Here is a 20564-nt window from a genome sequence, read left to right as displayed (position 1 = left end):
ACGTAGCTCCACCACCCGGACGATGCCGGCCCGGCCCCCGGGGGGCCTGACCGGGCCGGGTGTCACGGGTCCCGGGGCAGGCCGAGGATGCGCTCGGCGACGACGTTGAGCTGGACCTGGGTGGTGCCGCCCGCGATGGTCAGACAGCGGGACATCAGAAAGTCGTGCAGGGCCCGCGCCCCGGCGCCCTCGTCGGTCGCACCGGCCGGCCCCAGAAGCTCCAGGGCGAGTTCGGCGACCTTCTGCTGGTGGGTGGTCTGGACGATTTTGCGTACGGCTGCCCCGGCGCCCGGTTCCAGGCCGGAGACCTGTTGCATGGTGGTCCGCAGCCCGATGCAGGCGAGCGCGTGCGCCTCGGCGGCCAGCGCGCCGATCCGCGCCCGGTACGTGCCGTCGAGTTCGCCGGAGCGGGCGATCAGCGCTTCCAGGCCGGTGTCGAAGGTCATCTGGTCGGCCATGTGGACGCGTTCGTTGCCGAGGGTGTTGCGGGCGACCCGCCAGCCGTCGCCGACATCGCCGACGACGGCGTCCGCGGGCAGCAGGACGTCGTCGAAGTACACCTCGTTGAAGAGGGATTCGCCGGTGATCTCCTTCAGCGGGCGGATGTGGATGCCTGCGGTGTTCTTCATGTCGACGAGGAAGTAGCCGATCCCCTGGTGCTTGGGGGCGTCCGGGTCGGTCCTGGCGAGCAGGATGCCGTGGTCGGCCCATTGGGCGGCGCTCGTCCACACCTTCTGGCCGTTGATCCGCCAGCCGTCGGCGGTCCGCTCGGCCCTCGTCCGGAGCGAGGCGAGGTCGGAGCCGGCGCCGGGTTCGGAGAACAGCTGGCACCACAGGAGTTCGCCCCGCAGGGTGGGCAGGAGATAGCGGTCCTGCTGCTCCGGTGTCCCGTACGCGAGGAGCGACGGCACCACCCAGGTGGCGATTCCCAGGCCGCTGACCTTCACGCCCTGTTCCGCCAGCTCCTGTTGCACGGCCAGCTGTTGCACCGGTCCGGCGTCCAGTCCGTAGGGGGCGGGCAGGTGCGGGGCGGCGTAGCCGGTCGGGGCGAGGGCACGGCGGGCCGCCTCCGGGTCGAGGCCCCGGGCGGCGGCGACGGTTTCGCGCGCCTCGGCGCGGTGGCGGGCGGCCTCGGCGGGGAGCTCCAGGGAGAGCTCGCGGCGAGCCCCGCCTTCGGCCAGCCGGGCGGCCCGCAGCCGATGGACGTCCCCGGCCCCGAGCAGCTGACGCGCCACCACGGCCCGGCGCAGGTGGAGGTGGGCGTCGTGCTCCCAGGTGAAGCCGATACCGCCGAGGATCTGGATGCAGTCCTTGGCGCAGCTGTGGGCGGCGTCCAGAGCCGTGCCCGCCGCGAGGGCGGCGACCAGTGCGCGTGTCTCCGGGGCCCGGTCCGCCGCGCGGGCGGCGTCCCACACCAGCGCGCGGGACTGCTCGACGCGTACGAGCATGTCGGCGCAGAGGTGTTTGATGCCCTGGAACTGTCCGATGGGGCGGCCGAACTGTTCACGGACCTGGGCGTACGCGACGGCGGTGTCCAGCGCCCAGGCGGCGGTGCCGCATGCCTCGGCGGCGAACAGGACGGCGGCGAGATCGCGGACGGTCCCGGAGTCGATGCGTACGGCACGGGCGGCGGGGACGAGTACGCCGTCGGCGCGGACCTCGGCGGTGGGCCGGGTCGGGTCGGCGCCGCGGTGCGGGCGTACGGTCAGCCCTTCGGCAGCGGAGTCGACGGCGAACCAGCGGGTGCCGCCGGCCGATGCGGCGGGAAGCAGGAGCAGGTCGGCATCGGCGCCGGAGAGCACGGGCGGGGCGACGCCGTCGAGGAGATGGCCGCCCTCGCTCTCCACAGCGGTGAGGGTGCCGGGGCCGAGGGCGACGGCGCCGATGCGGGTGCCGTCCGCGAGGGCGCGTGCAAGCTCACTCGCCTCTGCCCCGCCGAGCAGCGCCGAGGCGAGTGCGGTCGCCAGGTAGGGGCCGGGGAGCGCGGCCCGCCCCGTCTCCTCCAGGACCGCGGCGAGGTCGAGGAGTGCGCCGCCCCCTCCCCCGTACCCCTCGGGCAGGTGGAGGGCGAGCAGACCCTGTTCCGCCAGCCCGTCCCAGTAGCCGGGGCGCACGCCGGGCGCATAAGGGGCGCTCGCGTCGAGGAGTTTGCGGATCTCCGCCGGCGGCACGGCACGCGCCAGCCACCCTCGTACGGACTGCGCCAGCTCCTGCTGTTCTTGGCTGATTGCGATACCCATATGCGGATCCTCGCCGGTCGCGGCCACTGGAACGGCGCAAGAGTAGAACACGTTCCAATCCGATGGAAGGTCGGACGACCGTGCGCTTCCCGCCGAGGAACGCGTCGTGCCCCATTCGCCCTGCGTTCACAGGAATACGGCGGACGTCCGGAAGTGTTCAACCTGCACCCACTTGGCGGTCACCGCTGCCCGCCGCCGGACCGCACTCCACCTCCACCCCCTTCTTCCGCTGCCCGGAGGCCGCACGCATGCCACAAGCGACGCACGATCAGCACGCCGGGGAGCAGCCGCTCCCCGATCCGCGGACCCCCCGTGCGGGTGGCGGTGTGGTCCCCGTTCTCGCCTTCGCGGGTATCACCGTCGCGGTCATGCAGACCCTGCTCGTCCCCGTCATCAAGGACCTGCCGGCCCTTCTCCACACCGATCCGTCCAACGCCACCTGGGTACTGACCGCGACCCTGCTCGCGGGTGCCGTCGCCACACCGATCATGGGCCGGCTCGGCGATCTCTTCGGCAAGCGGAAGATGCTGCTCACCAGCCTCGCCGTCATGGTGTTCGGCTCGCTGATCTGCGCCTTCACCGATCAACTCGTGGTCATGATCGCGGGGCGGGCGCTCCAGGGCTTCGCGATGGGTGCCATCCCGCTGGGCATCGGCATCATGCGCGACGAGCTGCCGCGCGAGAAGCTCGGCTCGGCGATGGCGCTGATGAGCTCCTCGATCGGGGTGGGCGGCGGGCTCGCGCTGCCCGCCGCCGCGCTGGTCGCCCAGCACGCCGACTGGCACACGCTGTTCTTCGGCGCGGCCGGCCTCGGGGTGCTGTCGATGGTGCTGACCGTCCTCGCCGTACCGGAGACCTCGCTGCGGGCGCCCGGCCGGTTCGATCTGCCCGGTGCGCTCGGGCTCTCGCTCGGCCTGGTCTGCCTGCTGCTGCCGATCACCAAGGGCAGCGACTGGGGCTGGACCTCGGCCACCACGCTCGGACTGATCGCCGCGTCCCTGCTGATCCTGGTGCTGTGGGGGCTCTTCGAGCTGCGCAGCCCCGCACCGCTGGTCGATCTGCGGACCTCGGCCCGGCGCGAGGTACTGCTCACCAACCTCACCTCGGTGATGGTCGGCGTCGCGTTCTACGCCGTCTCGCTCGTCCTGCCGCAGCTGCTCCAGCTGCCGGTGTCGACCGGGTACGGCCTCGGGCAGTCGATGGTCGTGGCGGGCCTGTGCGTGGCGCCGCTGGGTCTGACCATGATGTTCGTCGCCCCGCTGTACGCGCGGCTGTCGGCCCGCCGCGGCCCCAAGGTGTCGCTGATGCTCGGCATGCTGATCATCGCGATCGGTTACGGGGCAGGGCTCGGTCTGATGAGTGCCGCCTGGCAGACCGTGGTGATCGCGGTGGTGCTCGGGGCCGGTATCGGGCTCGCGTACTCCTCGCTGCCCGCGCTGATCATCGGGGCCGTCGATCCGTCGGAGACCGGCGCGGCCAACGGTCTGAACACTCTGATGCGGTCGATCGGTACGTCCGTGTCGAGCGCCGTGATCGGCATGGTGCTGGCCAACACCTCGGTGCGCATGGGTCCGGGGCAGGCGCCTTCGATGGAGGGGTTCCGGACCTCGTTCATGATCGCTACGGGTGCGGTGCTGATCGGTCTGGTACTGGCCGCGTTCCTGCCGTCGCAGCGCAACGCGCTGCGGCCGGTGCTGCTGGCCAGCAGCACCGACGGGGCGGCGCCCGCCCAGGAGGCCTCGCGTCCCGTCGCCGGACCGGACGGCTTCCGGGGCAGGGTGCTCGATGCGGACGGCTCGCCGGTGGCTCGCGCCAACGTCACGCTGATCGACCGGATGGGGCGGCAGGCGGGGCTCACCGTGACGGACGAAGCCGGCCGGTACTCCCTGGCCGCCCCGTCCAGCGGCACCTTCGTCCTGGCCGCTTCCGCCTCCGGGTACGCGCCGCGCGCCTGCCCGGCGACGTACCCGGCGAACGGCCTGCCGGCCGAGGCCGACCTCGTACTGACGGTCAGCGCACCGGAGCGTCGAACCGCGGTGCCGTCGTGAGCGGATGAGGGACGTCCGGCCCCACCGGGAGCTCCCTCGGCTCGGCGCCGCGGGTGAACAGCCGGGCGGGGCGGGCGCCCCGCACCCGGGTCTGCCGGCCGTCGACCCTCAGCCATGACCCCTCTCGCAGACCGAGCACCGGCACGTCGTTCTCCTCCAGGAACTCGGTGAGCCGCTGCTCGCGGGGCTCGTCCTTGTGGGTGCTGTCCGGGTCCGGGTCCGGGTCCGGGTCCAGACAGTGCGGGTTGATCCGGAACGGGACGAGGCCGAGCGTCTCGAACGACGGCGGCTGCACGACGGACATGTCGTCGGTGGCCCGGAGGGTGGGGCCGCCCTGTTCGTAGCCGCACCGGCTCCCATGTACGGCAGCCCGTCACGCGCGGCCCCGATGACGGCGTCGCGCGGACCGGTGCGGTCGGAAATCATGCGGCGACACCCCGCCGACACCGCCGACCAGGCCGTACGGCACCATGGGGCGCCGTTCGATCCCCGCACCGCCAGGAGGAACCCCGTGGCCGCCGAGCCCAAGCCCGAGATTCTCGCCGCCTTTCAGGCCGCCAAGGGGTTCATGCCGGTGGGCGAGGGGCTCGCCCTCTACACGGCCGCCACCGACGCCGCCGCGCTCGGTCTGCCGCTGCTGGAGGTCGGGACGTACTGCGGGCGGTCCACGATCCTGCTCGCCGACGCCGCCCGGGCGGCCGGTGTGACGGCGCTCACGGTCGACCATCACCGTGGCAGCGAGGAGCAGCAGCCCGGCTGGGAGTACCACGACCCGACCGTCGTCGACCCGGAGGTCGGCCGGATGGACACACTGCCGACGTTCCGCCGCACCCTGCACGCGGCCGGGCTGGAAGACCATGTGGTGGCGCTCGTCGGCCGGTCCCCGCAGGTCGCGGCTGTCTGGGGCGGGCAGGTCGGCTTCGTCTTCATCGACGGCGGGCACACCGACGAGCACGCGAACGGCGACTACGAGGGCTGGGCGCCGCATCTCGCCGAGGGCGGGCTGCTCGTGATCCACGACGTGTTCCCCGATCCCGCGCACGGCGGCCAGGCCCCGTACCGGGTGTATCTGCGGGCGCTGGCGTCCGGGGCGTTCACCGAGGTGTCGGTCACGGACTCGCTGCGCGTCCTGCGCCGTACGGGAACGGGCATCTGAGCCGCCCCGATAGCATCGCGGCGTGCCGTACGACGACAGCGTCTCCCCCACCCCGCACCGCCGGCCCCTGTTCGTCGCCGTCGCGCTCGCAGCCGTGTGCCTGAGTGCCGCGGGCTGCGGCGCGGGCGGTGACAGCGGCGGGGCGCAGGCCCGGCCCCGGCAGGGCAGCAGCGCCACCTCCGCCGCGCCGCCGTCGGTCTCGCCGTCGAAGAGCGCTCCGGCACCGGAGAAGACGTCCGCATCGCCGCCGTCCGCGTCACCCTCGAAGACCACGGGCGGCCGGGTGTCAGGGCCGTTGTCCGGGAAGACCGTCGTCATCGATCCCGGGCACAACCCGGACAACCATCTGCACACCCGCGAGATCAGCCGCCAGGTGGACATCGGCACCACGCACAAGGAGTGCGACACCACCGGTACGTCCACCGACTCCGGTTACCCGGAGGCCCGGTTCACACTGGACGTGTCGCACCGGCTTCGCGCGCTGCTCCAGGCGCAGGGCGCGAAGGTGATCCTGACGTACGACGACGACCGCCCGTACGGCCCGTGCGTCGACGAGCGGGCCCGGATCGGCAACGACGCCGAGGCCGATGCGGTCGTCTCGGTGCACGCGGACGGTTCGGCGGTCGGCAACCGGGGGTTCCATGTGATCCTTCCCGCGCTCGTGCACGGCGGGGCCGCCGACACCTCGAAGATCGTGGATCCGTCGCGCGATCTCGGCACCCGGATCGCGGGGCTCTTCGTCCGCGCCACCGGAAGTGCGCCTTCCAATTACATCGGCGGCAATACGGGGTTGGACACCCGCAGTGATCTGGGCGGGCTGAATTTGTCGACCGTGCCCAAAGTGTTCATCGAGTGCGGCAATATGCGTGATCCGAAGGACGCCGCTCTGCTCACCAGCGCGGGTTGGCGCCAGAAGGCCGCACAAGGCATTGCCGATGGCATCACTTCCTACTTCAACGGGTAAAGCAGGGGAGTTGTGCGGTAGTTGTGCGGGGGTATCACGGGGGATGGCCGCACAACGTCCGGGCCCGGACACAACCCGTCCGGGCAGACGATAGATTCATCCGTACGGTGGGGAGCCGCCTCCGAGCTTCGCGCCGTGCCCGCCGTACCGGCGGCAGCGACGACCGCCCCGACGAGACGACCGACTAAGGACCTTCACGTGAATATCCGCTCCCTCACTCGAGGCGATGGCGTGGTGATCGGCGCAGCGGTGGTGCTGTTCATCGCCTCTTTCCTCGACCTCGCCGGCATCGACTGCCCTGCGGGCCTCAACTGCTCCAGCTTCGACGCCCCGAATGCCTGGGACGCGCTCGGGGTCCTGATGAGCGTCTTCCTGGCCGGAATCATCGGTGCGGTGCTGGTGATCGTGGGCCGCGCCATGCCGAGCCGCAAGGTCGTCGGCCTCGACCTCGGTCAATTCGGAGCCGCCTTCTGTGTCTTCGCGCTGTGGACGGCCTTCTGGACGATCATCGACGCCAGCGACGCGGGTACCGGCCTGATCCTCGGCCTGCTCGCGACCATCGTGCTCGCCGGCGGCGCGGTCGCGACGCCGCTCGTCCCGGCGCTCAAGGCTCCCCTGATGGGCGCCCCGCGTCCGCAGGCCGTGCAGTCGCCGTACGGTGGCCAGCCGCAGCCGGGCCAGGGTTACGGCTACCCCGGCGCCCAGCAGCAGCCGTACGGTGCCCAGCCGGGCCAGCCGTACGGTGCGCAGCCGCAGCCCGGTCAGCCCGATCCCGCCATGGCGCACGCGCCGCAGGCGCAGCAGCAGGCCCCGCAGGGCGGCTCGGCGCCGGCCGGTGACTTCACGCCGTTCTGGTTCGCGGTGCCGGTGGCCCGTCCGCTGTACGGCGAGGACGGTTCGCCCGGCCCGATCGCCGAACTGGCGCCGGGCACCTGGTACCTCGCGGTGGAGCAGCGCGGTCCGGGTCTCATCGCCCAGACCCAGGACGGCCGTCGCGGTGTGCTTCAGGACACCACGGGCATCCAGCGCGGCTGACCACAGCCCCTTCCTGTCGGCCCCTCGCCCCTTCCGGGCGGGGGGCCGCTGTCGTACCCTCCGTCCGTGCGGATCGAACTGACGCATCGTCATACATGGTCGGAGGGACCGTCATGCGGCTCGGACTCGCTCTCGGCTACTGGGGCCGCGGCCCGGATCCCGCCCATCTGGAGCTCGCCCGCGAGGCGGAGCGGCTGGGCTACGACTCGGTGTGGACGGCGGAGGCCTGGGGCTCCGACGCCTTCACCCCGCTGACCTGGATCGCGGCCCACACCTCCCGTATCCGGCTCGGCACCGGCATCGCGCAGATGGCGGCGCGCACCCCGACCGCGACCGCCATGCACGCGCTGACCCTCGACCATCTCTCCGGCGGCCGGATGATGCTGGGGCTCGGGCTCTCCGGGCCGCAGGTGGTGGAGGGCTGGTACGGGCGCCCGTTCCCGAGGAGTCCACTGACCGCCACCCGCGAGTACGTCGAGATCATCCGTCAAGTGCTCAGGCGTGAGGCCCCTGTCGAGCTGGCCGGACGCTTCCACTCGCATCCGTACACCGGTCCGGACGCGACCGGTCTCGGCAAGCCGCTGAAGCCGATCACCCATCCGCTGCGAGCCGGGCTGCCCGTGCTGCTGGGCGCGGAGGGGCCGAAGAACATCGCGCAGACGACGCGGATCGCGGACGGCTGGCTGCCGCTGTACTGGTCGCCGCTGCGCACCGACGTGTACGTGGCTTCGCTGGCCGGCCTCCCCGACGGCTTCATGATCGCGCCGATGGCCCGCGCGCACGTCTGTGACGATGTCGCGGAGGGGCTGCTGCCGGTGAAGGCGATGCTCGGTTTCTACATCGGGGGGATGGGGCATGCCGCCCGCAACTTCCATGCCGACCTGATGGCCCGGATGGGCTTCGAGGAGGAGGCGCGACGGATCCAGCGGCTGTTCCTGGAGGGCCGAAAGGAGGAGGCGGTGCTGGCCGTTCCGGACGCGTTCGCCGACGAGATCTCGCTCGTCGGACCGCGTGAACGAATCGCGGAGCGACTGGAGTTGTGGCGCAAGGGCCCGGTGACCGACCTGCTGATCACGGCACCGGATCCCCACACGCTGCGCGTACTGGCAGATCTCAACAACGCCTGAGCGCACGTCTCATGAGAACGTCGCCCGCTCGAGCCAGAAGTCCAGCAGCTCCCGCTCCCCCAACACCTCGACGCGCCCGCTGTCCACGCCCTGCCGCCGGTTGAACACCAGCATCAGATCGGTGAGCGGCCCGCGCACCGCGACCGTCGCCTTCTCGTGCGCCCGCCGCCAGGTGAACCCGTCGTCGCCGAACTCGATCAGCCACTCCGCCCCGGGCGTGTCCGTGGCATGCAGATGAAGGGACCTTCCGGCGCCCCGGAGCTCCGCGGCCTCCCTGTCCCCCTCGGACTGCGCGAAGGCGACGATCTCCAGCCATTCGTCGATCGTGTCCGCCGCCAGCTCGGGCGCCACCTCGTAGTCGGCGTTCACCGTGACGGCAGCATCCGCGCGGTGGACGACCGTCTCGTGGGCCATGCGCCGCGCCCAGAATCCGGCGCTCCGGTCCCATGCCCAGGCCCAGACCGGCTGACCGGCACCGGCCTCACGCAGGGAGGCGACGGTCTTCGCGGCCCCGTCGGTCAGCCACGCGTCGAGTACAGCGGGGTCGTCACCGTCCGGCGTGAACTGCGGAACCCGCTCGTCCGGGACCTCCTCGGTCGCCCGGGTCCGGACGATCTCGTTGACCCAGCGGTGGGCGCCGCCGACGTGGACCGCGAGGTCGCGCAGCGTCCACTCGGGGCAGGTCGGCACCTTCGCGCCGAGGTCCGCGCCGCTGATCACGGCTCTCAGCCCGTCGGTCTGACGGAGGATCTCTTCACAGTAGTGGTCGTGTGCCAGAAGCGTCATGACGGCACCCTATTGCTCGTGCGACACCTCCCCCGCGCGGTCATCCGCCGAGCTGGGAGGCGGACGGCACCTGGTCCTTCACCTCGGCGCCCGCACTCTTGCCGGCGTCCTTGATGTTGGTGATGACGTCCTCGAACGCGCCGACGTCCCCCGCGCCCGCCTGGCCGTTGCGGAGCTTGGTGCCCATCCCCTTGAGCGACTCGATGCCCGCCGTCAGCGGTGCGACCGCCTTCGACAGCAGCGGGTCGCCCTTGGCGTTCTCCGCTGCCGCCTTGAGCCGGTTGTAGGCGAAGCCGCCCGCGAGCCCGGCCTTGACCAGCGCGAAGGTCCGTCCGTCCGCGCCCTTCTTGAACTTGCCCGCACGGTACGGCTTGATGATCCACTGGTACGTCGCGCCCGCAGCGAGCCCGGCGTTGGCGACGAACCGCGTCTTGGCGAGCTTCTGCTTCTGCGCCGACGCCGTACCGCTCGGTGAGGCGGAGGCCCCGGCGCTCGTGCCGGAGTCGTTGCCGCACGCCGTGGTGCTCACCAGGACGGTGCAGGACAGCAGCAGCGCCACGAACAGACGGCGGAGCGGTACGGAACTGGGCACAGCGGGCCTCCCTGACGGGGCACATCGACGGTGAGTTCGACGGTTGGTGCCGCAGTGCGGCACGCCCTGCCAGGCTCACCCGGGTCCGCGTACCACGCCACTCAAGGGGTGCCGACCGGGTTTCAGGCCTCGGAAAACGGCAAACCGATACCCATGTCTCCTGGAACAGGCACGAGAAGCAGCACCGCCGCACGTGTCATAGCCGTGGTGGCCGACCTCATGGCCTTCATCATCGGCTTGTGGATCCTGATGTACCTGCTGGACGCGAACCGGGGCAACGACCTCGTGGCCTTCGTCAAGGACGCCGCCCGCTGGCTGGCCGGCTGGTCGTACGACCTCTTCACGTTCGACGAGGCCTGGGCGCGGGTCGTCTCCGGATACGGCCTCGCAGCCGTCGTCTATCTCTTCATCGGACACGCGGTGGCGGGCCGGATCCGCCGTCCGTGACACCCCGGCCCGGCCGTCGGGCCCACCCCTAGGGGGCGCAGCAGTCCGGCTCCAGGCCCGTCGGCAGCCGTTCGCCGCCGAAGACCGCGACGGTCGCCTCGTCGCCCCCCAGGGCGGCCACGGCGAGCAGCAGCGATCCGGCGGTCCAGGTGGTGAGTTCCTCCGGCCAGAACGCCCGGTTGCCCTCGAAGACGTACCCCGTCCAGTACAAGCCGCCGTCGGCGCGCAGATGCTGGATGGACTGGAGGATCTCCAGGGCCCGGTCGGACTCCCCCATCACCCAGAGAGCCAGGGCGAGTTCGCAGCTCTCGCCGCCCGTCACCCAAGGGTTGGGCAGCACGCAGCGCACCCCGAGTCCGGGGACGACGAAGCTGTCCCAGGCCTCCTCCATCCGTTCCTTGGCGGCCGCTCCGGTGAGCGCGCCGCCGAGGACCGGGTAGTACCAGTCCATCGAGTAGCGGCTCTTGTCGAGGAAGCGTTCGGGATGACTGCGGATCGCGTGCGCGAGCGCGCCGGTCGCCAGCTCCCAGTCCGGCTGCGGCTCCTCGCGCTGCTCGGCGATGGCGAGTGCGCAGCGCAGTGCCTGGTGGATGGAGGAGCTGCCGGTCAGCAGGGCGTCGTCGACGGGGGTGCCGTCGGGTTCGCGCTTCCAGCCGATCTGGCCGCCGGGCTGCTGGAGCCGCAGGACGAATTCGACGGCCGCGTACACGGTCGGCCACATCCGGTCGATGAACCCGTCGTCGCCGGTGGCGAGGTAGTGGTGCCAGACGCCGACGGCCACGTACGCGCAGAAGTTGGACTCCAGGCCCCGGTCGGTCGGCCGGTCCGGGTCGCCGTCATGGTAGGCGGCGTACCAGGAGCCGTCCTTGTTCTGGTGCCGGGCGAGCCAGTCGTACGCGCGTTCCGCGGCGGCGTGCTCGCCGGCCGCGTCGAGGGCCATGGCGGCCTCGGTGTGGTCCCACGGGTCGAGGTGGTGGCCTCGGAACCAGGGCAGCGCGCCGTCCTCGCGCTGCACGGCGAGCAGCGCGGCGACGGTCTCCGTCGCCTGCTCCGCGGTGAGCACTCCGGGCAGCACGAGGTGTTCGGTCTGCTCGGGAGTGGTCACGCCTCGGCCTTCGAAAGGTCGTCCGCGGCAGCGGCAGCGGCCTTGGGCAGGTGCGGCTTGGTGGCGTACGCGACGAAACTCTTGCCGACGACCGGGTTGAGCAGTTGCTCGGCGACCCGGGTGACGGCCGGCTTCTTCATGATGTCCCAGACCAGCAGCTTGTGGTACGCACGGACCGGCAACGCCTTGTCGTTGTCGACGCCGAACGCGCACTTGAGCCACCAGTACGGGGAGTGCAGCGCGTGCGCGTGGTGGGTGCCGTACGGCTTGAGGCCGGCGCCGCGGATCTTGCCGAGGAGCTCGTCGGCCCTGTAGATGCGGATGTGGCCGCCCTCGACCTCGTGGTACGCGTCGGAGAGCGTCCAGCAGACCTTCTCGGGGCCGTACCGCGGCACGGTGATCGCGATCCGGCCGCCCGGCTTGAGGACCCGGACCATCTCGGCGAGCACGCCCTTGTCGTCGGGGATGTGCTCCATCACCTCGGAGATGATGACGACGTCGAAGGACTCGTCGGGGAACGGCAGGTTGAGCGCGTCACCCTCCATCGCGGTGGCGGTGGCACCGGCGGGGGCCTCGCCGGCCTCCTTCATCGCCGCGAACCACTTCGCGACCTCGCGGATCTCCTCGCCGTTCCGGTCGAGTGCCACGACCTGGGCGCCGCGCCGGTAGCACTCGAAGGCGTGGCGTCCGGCGCCGCAGCCCAGGTCGAGCACTCGGTCGCCTGCGGCGAGCGGGAAGCGGGTGAAGTCCACGGTCAGCACAAGTGCCTGCTTTCGCGGTCGAGGGGTTCAGGGGGCGGGGACAGCGGGGGCGGGCCGCGGGGTCACCGTCGGCCGCCGGGTTGCGTGGTGGCGGCGCGGGCGGCGATCGCCTGCCGGTAGAGCTCCGCGGTGCCGATGGCCGCCTGCTTCCAGGTGAACCGGGCCAGCACCCGGGCGCGGCCCGCGGCGCCGAGCCGGGCCCGCAGCTCCGGGTCGCCGAGCAGCCGGGCGAGCGCGGCGGCCAGGGCCCCGGCGTCGGCGGGCTGCACGGCCAGACAGGTCTCGCCGTCCGGACCCGCGACCTCGGGGATCGCACCGCCGGTGGTCGCGACGAGCGGGGTGCCGGTGGCCATGGCCTCGGCGGCGGGCAGCGAGAACCCTTCGTACAGCGAGGGGACGCAGGCGACCTCGGCGCTGCGCACCAGGTCGACGAGTTCGGCGTCGCTGATGCCCTTGACGAACCGGACGGCGTCCTGGAGTCCGTACCGCTCGATGGCCTGCGCGACGGGTCCGTCCTCGGCCCTCTTGCCGACGACCACGAGGTGCGCCTGCGGGTTCTCGGTACGGAGTTCGGCGAGCGCCTCGACGAGGTGGACGAGGCCCTTCAGCGGGACGTCGGCGCTGGAGGTGGTGACGATCCGGCCGGGCACCTCGGCGACCGACGGGTCGGGCGACCACAGGTCGGTGTCCGCGCCGATGTGCACGACATGGATCCGGTCCTGCCGCACCCCGAGATGGTCGACGATCTCCTGCTTGGAGGAGCCGGAGACGGTGAGCACCGACGGCAGCCTGCGCGCCACTCGCTTCTGCATGCGGGTGAAGGCGTACCAGCGGCGCACGGAGGCGCGGCGGCGCCGGCTGTCGGCGGCGTCCAGATCCAGCTGCCGGTCGACGGTGATGGGGTGGTGGATGGTGGTGACGAGCGGGGCGCCGAGGTCCGCCAACAACCCGTACCCGAGGGTCTGGTTGTCGTGGATGACGTCGAACTGGCCGCGACGGGCGGCGAGATGGCGGCGGGCACGCAGGCTGAAGGTGAGCGGTTCCGGGAAGCCGCCGGTCCACATGGTGGCGACCTCGGTGGCGTCGATCCAGTCCCGGTACTCGCCGCGCTTCGGGGTGCGGAACGGGTCGGGCTGGCGGTAGAGGTCCAGGCTCGGCAGCTCGGTGAGCGGGACACCCTCGTCGAGCACGGGATAGGGCTGGGCGCCGATCACTTCGACGCTGTGGCCCAGGCGGGCGAGCTCGCGGCCGAGGTGGCGTACGTACACGCCCTGGCCGCCGCAGAAGGGGTTGCCCTTGTAGGTGAGGAGTGCGATGCGCAACGGTCGCCCGTCGGCGGTGGCGGCCGACGTGTCACTGCCCGTGCGGGGGCCCGTCTCTATGGCCTCAGCGGTCACACTCGGCCCCCTTCTCACTGCGTGTTCGCCGGAGCGTAACCGCTCGCGCTAATCTAGAACAAGTTTCAGACTGGAACGTTCAATGAGCTACGAATCTACCGGCAGGTAGCGTCGGCGCAACGGCCGGATCAGGTGATTCGCGCCACGACCGGCACCCTGGCATGCTGTGCGCCGCCGGGAGCCCACGCGCCTCCTCCGGTTGCGGACAGAAGCCATGGATGGGGACACATGACAGCGGAAGCCAAGCAGGCATCGCCGCCCCTGACGGAACGGCAGGAGGCCCGCCGCCGCCGCATCCTGCACGCCAGCGCCCAGCTCGCCAGCAGGGGCGGGTTCGAGGCGGTGCAGATGCGCGAGGTGGCGGAGGCCGCCGGGGTCGCCCTGGGCACGCTGTACCGGTACTTCCCGTCCAAGATCCATCTGCTGGTCGCCACCATGCAGGACCAGCTGCAGCACATGCATGGGACGCTGCGCAAACGACCTCCGGCCGGGGACGACGCGGCGCAGCGGGTCGCCGACACACTGATGCGGGCGTTCCGCGCGCTGCAGCGGGAACCGCATCTGGCGGACGCGATGGTGCGGGCGCTGACCTTCGCGGACCGCAGCGTGAGCCCCGAGGTGGACACCGTCTCGCGGCTCACGACGGCGATCATCCTGGACTCGATGGGGCTGGAGCACCCGACGCCCGAGCAGCTGTCCGCGGTCCGGGTCATCGAGCACACCTGGCACTCGGCGCTGATCACCTGGCTGTCGGGACGGGCGTCGATCGCCCAGGTGAAGATAGACATCGAGACGGTGTGCCGGCTGATCGACGTGACGACACCTCCGGAAGCGTCCTAGCGCTTCGCTCGGCGGACGCCGGGCACACGACGGGACCCGGGCCGGTCCGGGCGGTCCGTACCGACGGGCCACGGCGCGGGGTCATGGCCCCGCAGACGAAGGGGCGTTGACGAGGGCCTGCCCGCGGGCCGCGCTCCTTCACCCGCGACCTCGGGCCATGTGCGGCCCGCACATGCGCACCGCCTCAGGTGGGGCGTCCTGCACCATGTCGACGGCGCCACGGTGTTCATACGGTTCGGCGACATCACAGGAATCCCGCCGAGGAGCCGGTCACCATGCGTCGCAGAGCCACAGACACCGTCCACCACCGCAGATCCCTCTCCGCCGTCGTCACCCTGGCCGCCGCAGGGCTCCTGCTGGTCGGCTGCACCGCCGCCGGGAAGGCGGGTGAGGCGGACTCCGCGTCGGGCAAGGGCACGAAGGGCCAGACCGTCAAGGTGGGGCTGGTCTACTCCCGGACCGGGCTGCTCGCGGACTACGGGAAGCAGTACCGCGACGGGTTCATGGCAGGCCTGGACTACGCGACGAACGGCACCGGCAAGGTCGCCGGGCACCGCATCGAGGTCACCGAGCAGGACGACGCGGGCGACCCGGGCAAGGCGGTCTCCGCCGCGAAGAACCTCATCGGCAAGGGCTACAAGGTGCTCGCCGGGACCACGGACTCCGGGGTCGCGCTGCAGATGGCGCCGCTCGCCGCGCAGAACAAGGTCCTGTACGTCAGCGGGCCCGCCGCGACCGACGCCGTGACCGGGATCAACGACTACACGTTCCGCTCCGGCCGGCAGTCCTACCAGGACATCCTCACCGCCGGGACGATGCTCGGCGAGGCCAAGGGCAAGAAGGTCACCGTGCTGGCCCAGGACTCCACCTTCGGCCAGGCCAACGTCGCCGCGGTCAAGGCCGTCCTCGGCGGCAAGGGCGCGAAGGTGGGCTCCGTGCTGGCCCCGCCGAGCGCCACGGACCTGACCCCGTTCGCCCGGCAGGTGAAGGCCGCCGGTCCGGATCTGGTCTTCGTGGCCTGGGCGGGTTCCACCGCCCCCGCGCTGTGGACCGCGCTGGACCAGCAGGGCGTGCTGGGCGCGTCCAAGGTCGTCACCGGGCTGGCCGGCACGGCCTCGTACCCGATCTTCGGCGCCGCCGGTTCCAAGGTCTCGTTCCTGGCGCACTACTTCCCCGGTGCGGGCGGCGGCAACGCCGTGGAGAAGTCGATGCTGGACTCGGTGACCGAGGCGGGCGGCACCCCTGACCTGTTCACCCCCGACGGCTTCACCGCCGCACAGATGATCGTGCACGCGGTCGAGAAGGGCAGCGCCACCGATCCCGCCGCCATGGCGAAGGCGCTGGAGGGCTGGACCTTCGACGGGGTGAAGGGCAAGGAGCAGGTGCGGGCCGAGGATCACGCCCTGATCCAGCCGATGTTCGTGGCCAAGCTGACCGGGAAGGGCGCCACCGCCGAGCCGAAGCTGGTGACCACGGAGCCGATGGACAAGGTGGCGCCGCCCGCGAAGCCCTCGGCGGGCTGACCGATGGCCGCACCGGGCATCACCACGGAACACGGGAGCGGGGCGCGGAGCACCGCCCCCGTGCTCCGGCTGACCGGCCTCGGCTGGGGCGTCGGCGGGGCGACCATCGTCGAGGACATCACGCTGGACGTCCGCGAGGGCGAGTTCCTCGCCTTCATCGGCCCCAACGGGGCGGGCAAGACCTCACTGTTCAACCTGATCAGCGGGTTGACCACGGCCACGTCGGGCACCATCGCGCTGGACGGCACGGACATGACCGGCCGGCCCGCGCACGCCCGGGCCCGGCGCGGGATCGGCCGGACGTTCCAGACGTCCAGTCTCTGGCCGGGCATGAGCGTGGCCGACCACGTCCGGCTGGCCGCGCAGGCCGCCCGAGGCGGTTCGTACCGCCTGTGGCGGCGCGCTTCCCCGTACACCGACGACGTACACGGCGTACTGGAGCGCACCGGGCTCGGCCACCGCGCCGGAGCCCTGGCGTCCGAGCTGTCGCACGGCGAGAAGCGGAAGCTGGAGCTGGCGGTGCTGCTGGTGGGAGAGCCCCGGCTGATGCTGCTCGACGAGCCGATGGCAGGGGTGAGCGCGGAGGAGGTCCCCGCGCTCACCGAACTGATCCGCACCCTGCACCGGGACGAGGGCCGCACCGTCCTCATGGTCGAGCACCACATGGACGTCCTGCTGGGGCTGGCCGACCGGCTCGCCGTGATGCACCACGGCAGGCTGCTGGCGCTGGACACGCCCGAGGCCGTGACCGCCGACCCGACCGTGCAGCAGGCGTACCTCGGGGAGGGGCTGTGACGACCGGAACGCTTCTCGCCGTACGGGACCTGCGGGTCCTCATCGGCGGCCGGCACATCCTGCACGGGGTGGACCTGGACGTCGCCCGGCACGGGGTGACCGCGCTCCTCGGCCGGAACGGCGCCGGGAAGACCACGACCGTCCGCGGCGTCCTCGGCCTCGTCCCGCGCACCGGCAGCGTCCGGCTCGACGGCGAGGAGACCGTGGCGCTGCCCACCCACACACTGGTCCGGCGGGGCATCGGTTACGCCCCCGAGGACCGCGGCGTCTTCGCCGGGCTGACCGTGGCGGAGAACCTGCGGCTGGCCGAGCGGCGCGGGGCGGGCGAGCCGGCGTATCCGCTCGTCCATGAACTCTTCCCCGAACTGAAGCTCCGGGAGCGGCAGTTGGCCGGAACGCTGTCCGGCGGTCAGCAGCAGATGGTGGCCATCGGCCGCACCCTGCTCAACGGCAACCGGCTGATCATCGCCGACGAGCCCACCAAGGGACTGGCGCCCAAGGTGGTCACCGAGGTCGCCGAGGTGCTCGAGCGGGCCGCCGAGGCGGTTCCGGTGCTGCTCGTGGAACAGAACCTCGCCGTCGTACGGCGCCTGGCCGCCCACTGCACCGTGCTCGCCGACGGCCGAACCGCCCACCAGGGCCCGGCCGGTGAGCTGCTGGGCGACGCGGAAGCGGCACGCCGGCTGCTGGGCGTGGGGCGCGGCCCGGGCACCGAAGCACCTTCCGTGGAGGCGGATTCCTGATGTCCACCGTCGTTCTGCTCGCCATGACCGGACTCGGTCTGGGAGCGCTCTACTTCCTGATCGCCTCCGGGCTCTCGCTGATCTTCGGCCTGATGGACGTGCTCAACTTCGCGCACGGCGCGCTGCTCTCCGTCGGCGCGTACGGCACCTGGTGGGCGGCGTCCGGGAACCTGCCGGGTGCGGGCCCCGGCGGCGTGGGCTTCGTCCTCGCGGTCCTCTTCGGCACGGCGGTGGGCACCGTCGCCGCCGTGGTGCTGGAACTCGCCGTCGTCCGCCCGCTGTACACCCGGCCGCGCGAGCAGGTGCTCGCCACGGTCGGGGTGGGGCTCGCCGTCCCGGCGCTGCTGTCGGGCATCTGGGGCTCGGACGCCCTGCGCTTCCCCGGGCCCGAGGCGCTGTCCGGCACGTTCTCCCTGCTGGGCGCGGAGGTTCCGGTCAACCGTCTGGTGCTGATCGCGGCCGCGGTCGTCGTGCTGGTCGCGCTGCGTCTCTTCCTCGGACGGACCCGGCACGGACTGGTCGTACGGGCAGGGGTCGAGGACCGGGCGATGGTGACCGCGCTCGGTATCGACGTACGGAAGGCGTTCACCCTCGTCTTCGCGATCGGCGGCTCGGCCGCCGCGCTCGGCGGGGCGCTCGGCGGGCTGTACTTCGGCTCGGTCGACCCCCGGCAGGGCACCTCGCTGCTGATCTTCGCGTTCGTCGTGGTGGTCACCGGCGGCATGGGGTCGGTGACCGGCGCCGCCGCGGCGTCCGTCGTGATCGGCCTGGTCCAGCAGTTCGCCAACTACTACACCGCAGCGGGCCTCGGCGACCTGGCCGTCGTCGTCCTGCTCGCCGCGCTGCTGCTCGTACGGCCGCGCGGACTGACGGGGAGGCTCGCGTGAGCACCGTGACCGGGACACCCGACCGCACGAGCGGAACGCCGGCGGCGCCGCCCGACGCACCGGCCGGTGCCGACACGGCCCGGCTGCTGCGCTGGTGGCCGGCCGCCGTGCTGGTCGTGCTGATCGTCGCGCCGTACAGCGCACTGCCGCTGCCGGGCCTGCTCGACGGCCCCGTCGGAAGTGCGGGAAGCCTGCAACTCCTCGCCACCTGCCTGTTGTTCGGCGCCCTGGCCACCGGCTACGACCTGCTGCTCGGCCGTACCGGGCTGCTCTCCTTCGGTCATGCGCTGTACTTCGCCGCGGGCAGCTACGCCACCAACACGATCATGCTGGAGGCCGGTCTGCCGTTCGCCGTCTCGGCCCTGGTCGGCGTCTGCTTCGGGGTCGCGCTCGCTCTGGTACTGGGGTCGGTGAGCCTGCGGGTCACCGGTATCGGCTTCTCCATGGTGACGCTGGCCTTCGCCCAGGCGGGCTCGATCCTGGTCTCCCGCAACCCCGGGGGCTTCACCGGCGGTGAGGAGGGCCGGGCCGCGCCCGCCGAGCTGCTGCCGTCCGGGCTCGTGGGCATCGAGCACACGGCCAACCTGTACTGGGTCGCGCTCGGCTACCTGGTGCTCACCCTGGCCGTCGTCCACTGGGCGGTCCGCTCGCCGACCGGGCGGGTCTGGGAGGGCATCAAGGAGAACGAGCGCCGGGTGGAGGTGCTGGGGCTGCGGCCGTACGGGTTCAAGCTGACGGCCTTCGTCCTGGCCGGTGCGCTGGCAGCGCTCGGCGGACTCGTGCATCTGCTGCTCACCGGCGGCTCCACACCCCAGACGACGACCTCGGACTTCACACTGTCGCTGCTGGTGATGGTGGTGCTGGGCGGTTCGGGTACCCGCTGGGGGCCTATGGTCGGCGGCATCCTGTACACATGGGCCGATCACCGGCTCGGCGACCTCGCCGGCTCGGGTGCGGTCGCCGACCTGCCCGCGGTGCTGCGGGTACCGCTCTCCCAGCCGCTGTTCCTGCTCGGTGTGCTGTTCGTGGCCGTGGTACATCTGCTGCCGGGCGGGCTGGCACGACTGCCGTCCCGGCTGGGCTCCGCACTCCGTGCACCCCGAGGCACAACCAGAGCGGGCGCAGCCGCCCGGAAGGAGAACCGCCACTCATGACCCCGTACGAAGAGATACGTGTCCCGGTCGCCGGGGGCGAGCTGGCGGCGCTGCGCTGGCCGGCCGGGGAGCCCGGTGCGCCGGTGGTCGTGGCCCTGCACGGCATCACGGCCAACGCGCTCTCCTGGGGCACGGTGGCCGGGATGCTGGCCGGACGGGTCACGCTGATCGCCCCTGATCTGCGCGGCCGGGGGGCGAGCGCCGGGCTCCCCGGCCCGTACGGGATCGCGGCACACGCCGATGACGTCGCCGCGCTGACCGAGGCGCTCGGCCTGGACCGGGTGGTGCTGGCCGGTCACTCGATGGGCGCGTTCGTGGCGGCCCTGGCCGCCGTACGGCATCCGGACCGCTTCGGTCCGCTGCTGCTCGTCGACGGCGGGGTCGGTTTCCCGGCCCCCACCCATCTGTCACCGGACGAACTCATGACGGCGGTGATCGGCCCGGCCATGGACCGGCTGTCGATGACGTTCGCCGACCGCGCCGCCTACCGGGCGTTCTGGCAGGCGCATCCCGCGTTCGCCGGGGACGCCTGGTCACCTGAGGTCGATGCGTACATCCAGCGCGATCTGACGGGCGAGGAGCCGGCGATGCACTCCAGCTGCCGGATCGAGGCGGTACGCACCGACGGGGTCGGCCTCTTCGACGACGAAGTGCTCTCGGCCGTACGGAAGTTGCCGGTGCCGGCGACGCTGCTGTGGGCGGCGCGTGGCCTGATGGACGAGGAGCAGGGGCTGTACGACGAGAAGCGACTGGCGGTGGCGCGCCTCGGGGACACGCGGGTGGAACCGGTGGCGGTGCCCGACGTCAACCACTACACGGTGCTCACGGGTGGCGCGGGCGCGCAGGAGATCGCCACACGCCTGGTGGCGGTGGCGAACACACCCGTTCCGGGAAACGCCTGAGACCACCCTCATGCCCGCCGGGGCACGACCCGGCCCGTCGGGACACGACCCGCCCCGCCCGG

The 20564-nt window shown here is 72.0% G+C and carries 19 protein-coding genes and 1 pseudogene; 13 read left to right on the top strand and 7 right to left on the bottom strand.

Going from position 1 to position 20564, the window contains the following annotated elements; translation table 11 throughout:
* Nucleotides 1-62 precede the first annotated feature (62 nt).
* Nucleotides 63-2240, bottom strand: a complete 2178-nt coding sequence (locus tag OG963_RS30965) for an acyl-CoA dehydrogenase family protein (RefSeq protein ID WP_319324899.1) — start codon at nucleotides 2238-2240, stop codon at nucleotides 63-65.
* A 248-nt stretch (nucleotides 2241-2488) separates the two neighbouring features.
* Between OG963_RS30965 and OG963_RS30960 the strand changes: the two genes are divergently transcribed.
* Nucleotides 2489-4288 carry an MFS transporter gene (locus OG963_RS30960; protein ID WP_093929555.1) on the top strand — a complete coding sequence of 600 codons (1800 nt, stop codon included), beginning with the start codon at nucleotides 2489-2491 and terminating at the stop codon, nucleotides 4286-4288.
* On the opposite strand, the pseudogene OG963_RS30955 reads toward OG963_RS30960, so the two are convergent.
* Nucleotides 4251-4702: pseudogene (locus OG963_RS30955) on the bottom strand (Type 1 glutamine amidotransferase-like domain-containing protein); the annotation flags it as partial. The gene OG963_RS30960 and the pseudogene OG963_RS30955 sit on opposite strands and share 38 nt — an antisense overlap.
* A 97-nt stretch (nucleotides 4703-4799) precedes the next feature.
* Here OG963_RS30955 and OG963_RS30950 point away from each other — a divergent pair.
* From OG963_RS30950 to OG963_RS30935, 4 genes are all read left to right on the top strand, one after another.
* Nucleotides 4800-5444 (top strand): class I SAM-dependent methyltransferase, encoded by a 645-nt coding sequence (locus tag OG963_RS30950; RefSeq protein WP_093774656.1) that lies wholly within the window; start codon nucleotides 4800-4802, stop codon nucleotides 5442-5444.
* Nucleotides 5445-5466: 22 nt separating this feature from the next.
* Entirely contained in the window at nucleotides 5467-6408 is a 942-nt protein-coding gene (locus tag OG963_RS30945; protein ID WP_093929553.1) for an N-acetylmuramoyl-L-alanine amidase, read from the top strand.
* A gap of 198 nt (nucleotides 6409-6606) precedes the next feature.
* On the top strand, nucleotides 6607-7443 hold the full coding sequence (locus tag OG963_RS30940) for a DUF5336 domain-containing protein (RefSeq protein WP_030926057.1): 837 nt from the start codon (nucleotides 6607-6609) through the stop codon (nucleotides 7441-7443).
* 113 nt (nucleotides 7444-7556) lie between these two features.
* Entirely contained in the window at nucleotides 7557-8570 is a 1014-nt protein-coding gene (locus tag OG963_RS30935; RefSeq protein WP_093929704.1) for an LLM class F420-dependent oxidoreductase, read from the top strand.
* A 9-nt stretch (nucleotides 8571-8579) separates the two neighbouring features.
* Here the strand turns inward: OG963_RS30935 and OG963_RS30930 are convergent, their stop codons facing one another.
* Together OG963_RS30930 and OG963_RS30925 are read right to left on the bottom strand one after the other, a co-directional pair.
* Nucleotides 8580-9356: a maleylpyruvate isomerase family mycothiol-dependent enzyme gene (locus OG963_RS30930; protein WP_093774652.1), complete on the bottom strand. Its 777-nt coding sequence runs from the start codon at nucleotides 9354-9356 to the stop codon at nucleotides 8580-8582.
* Between the two features lie 40 nt (nucleotides 9357-9396).
* Nucleotides 9397-9948, bottom strand: a complete 552-nt coding sequence (locus OG963_RS30925) for a hypothetical protein (protein WP_093774650.1) — start codon at nucleotides 9946-9948, stop codon at nucleotides 9397-9399.
* Between the two features lie 153 nt (nucleotides 9949-10101).
* On the opposite strand from OG963_RS30925, the gene OG963_RS30920 reads away from it, so the two are divergent.
* Nucleotides 10102-10395: a hypothetical protein gene (locus OG963_RS30920; RefSeq protein ID WP_093774648.1), complete on the top strand. Its 294-nt coding sequence runs from the start codon at nucleotides 10102-10104 to the stop codon at nucleotides 10393-10395.
* A gap of 28 nt (nucleotides 10396-10423) precedes the next feature.
* Here OG963_RS30920 and OG963_RS30915 read toward each other — a convergent pair whose 3' ends face one another.
* From OG963_RS30915 to OG963_RS30905, 3 genes are all read right to left on the bottom strand, one after another.
* Complete coding sequence (locus OG963_RS30915; RefSeq protein WP_030926052.1) at nucleotides 10424-11500, bottom strand: prenyltransferase/squalene oxidase repeat-containing protein; 1077 nt, start codon at nucleotides 11498-11500, stop codon at nucleotides 10424-10426.
* Nucleotides 11497-12261, bottom strand: coding sequence for a class I SAM-dependent methyltransferase (locus OG963_RS30910; RefSeq protein ID WP_030926051.1), 765 nt, complete (start codon nucleotides 12259-12261; stop codon nucleotides 11497-11499). The genes OG963_RS30915 and OG963_RS30910 overlap by 4 nt, the downstream gene beginning before the upstream one ends.
* Nucleotides 12262-12323: 62 nt before the next feature.
* The gene (locus OG963_RS30905; RefSeq protein ID WP_093774646.1) at nucleotides 12324-13658 is read right to left on the bottom strand and encodes a glycosyltransferase family 4 protein; all 1335 of its coding nucleotides are present in this window, start codon (nucleotides 13656-13658) and stop codon (nucleotides 12324-12326) included.
* A 228-nt stretch (nucleotides 13659-13886) separates the two neighbouring features.
* Here OG963_RS30905 and OG963_RS30900 point away from each other — a divergent pair, with 228 nt between their 5' ends.
* The 7 genes from OG963_RS30900 (at nucleotide 13887) to OG963_RS30870 (ending at nucleotide 20502) form a co-directional block, all read left to right on the top strand.
* Complete coding sequence (locus tag OG963_RS30900; protein ID WP_030926047.1) at nucleotides 13887-14498, top strand: TetR family transcriptional regulator; 612 nt, start codon at nucleotides 13887-13889, stop codon at nucleotides 14496-14498.
* 275 nt (nucleotides 14499-14773) lie between these two features.
* Nucleotides 14774-16021, top strand: coding sequence for a substrate-binding domain-containing protein (locus OG963_RS30895; RefSeq protein WP_093774644.1), 1248 nt, complete (start codon nucleotides 14774-14776; stop codon nucleotides 16019-16021).
* Between the two features lie 3 nt (nucleotides 16022-16024).
* On the top strand, nucleotides 16025-16816 hold the full coding sequence (locus tag OG963_RS30890) for an ABC transporter ATP-binding protein (protein ID WP_051878665.1): 792 nt from the start codon (nucleotides 16025-16027) through the stop codon (nucleotides 16814-16816).
* Nucleotides 16813-17559: an ABC transporter ATP-binding protein gene (locus OG963_RS30885; protein WP_030926044.1), complete on the top strand. Its 747-nt coding sequence runs from the start codon at nucleotides 16813-16815 to the stop codon at nucleotides 17557-17559. The genes OG963_RS30890 and OG963_RS30885 overlap by 4 nt, the downstream gene beginning before the upstream one ends.
* Nucleotides 17559-18446 carry a branched-chain amino acid ABC transporter permease gene (locus OG963_RS30880; protein ID WP_093774642.1) on the top strand — a complete coding sequence of 296 codons (888 nt, stop codon included), beginning with the start codon at nucleotides 17559-17561 and terminating at the stop codon, nucleotides 18444-18446. Before OG963_RS30885 ends, OG963_RS30880 begins: the two co-directional genes overlap by 1 nt.
* Nucleotides 18443-19600, top strand: a complete 1158-nt coding sequence (locus OG963_RS30875; RefSeq protein WP_093929549.1) for a branched-chain amino acid ABC transporter permease — start codon at nucleotides 18443-18445, stop codon at nucleotides 19598-19600. Before OG963_RS30880 ends, OG963_RS30875 begins: the two co-directional genes overlap by 4 nt.
* Nucleotides 19597-20502 (top strand): alpha/beta fold hydrolase, encoded by a 906-nt coding sequence (locus tag OG963_RS30870; protein ID WP_093774638.1) that lies wholly within the window; start codon nucleotides 19597-19599, stop codon nucleotides 20500-20502. Before OG963_RS30875 ends, OG963_RS30870 begins: the two co-directional genes overlap by 4 nt.
* Nucleotides 20503-20564 lie beyond the last annotated feature (62 nt).

This window comes from Streptomyces sp. NBC_01707 (assembly GCF_041438805.1).
Classification (GTDB): domain Bacteria; phylum Actinomycetota; class Actinomycetes; order Streptomycetales; family Streptomycetaceae; genus Streptomyces.
This window is presented reverse-complemented; position numbering and strand designations above follow the sequence as displayed.

Bases quoted from the DNA above. Each gene is read 5' to 3' on its own strand.
- OG963_RS30965 (WP_319324899.1), bottom strand. From the start codon at position 2,240: ATGGGTATCGCAATCAGCCAAGAACAGCAGGAGCTGGCGCAGTCCGTA.
- OG963_RS30960 (WP_093929555.1), top strand. From the start codon at position 2,489: ATGCCACAAGCGACGCACGATCAGCACGCCGGGGAGCAGCCGCTCCCC.
- OG963_RS30935 (WP_093929704.1), top strand. From the start codon at position 7,557: ATGCGGCTCGGACTCGCTCTCGGCTACTGGGGCCGCGGCCCGGATCCC.
- OG963_RS30930 (WP_093774652.1), bottom strand. From the start codon at position 9,356: ATGACGCTTCTGGCACACGACCACTACTGTGAAGAGATCCTCCGTCAG.
- OG963_RS30920 (WP_093774648.1), top strand. From the start codon at position 10,102: ATGTCTCCTGGAACAGGCACGAGAAGCAGCACCGCCGCACGTGTCATA.
- OG963_RS30900 (WP_030926047.1), top strand. From the start codon at position 13,887: ATGACAGCGGAAGCCAAGCAGGCATCGCCGCCCCTGACGGAACGGCAG.
- OG963_RS30895 (WP_093774644.1), top strand. From the start codon at position 14,774: ATGCGTCGCAGAGCCACAGACACCGTCCACCACCGCAGATCCCTCTCC.
- OG963_RS30890 (WP_051878665.1), top strand. From the start codon at position 16,025: ATGGCCGCACCGGGCATCACCACGGAACACGGGAGCGGGGCGCGGAGC.
- OG963_RS30880 (WP_093774642.1), top strand. From the start codon at position 17,559: ATGTCCACCGTCGTTCTGCTCGCCATGACCGGACTCGGTCTGGGAGCG.
- OG963_RS30870 (WP_093774638.1), top strand. From the start codon at position 19,597: ATGACCCCGTACGAAGAGATACGTGTCCCGGTCGCCGGGGGCGAGCTG.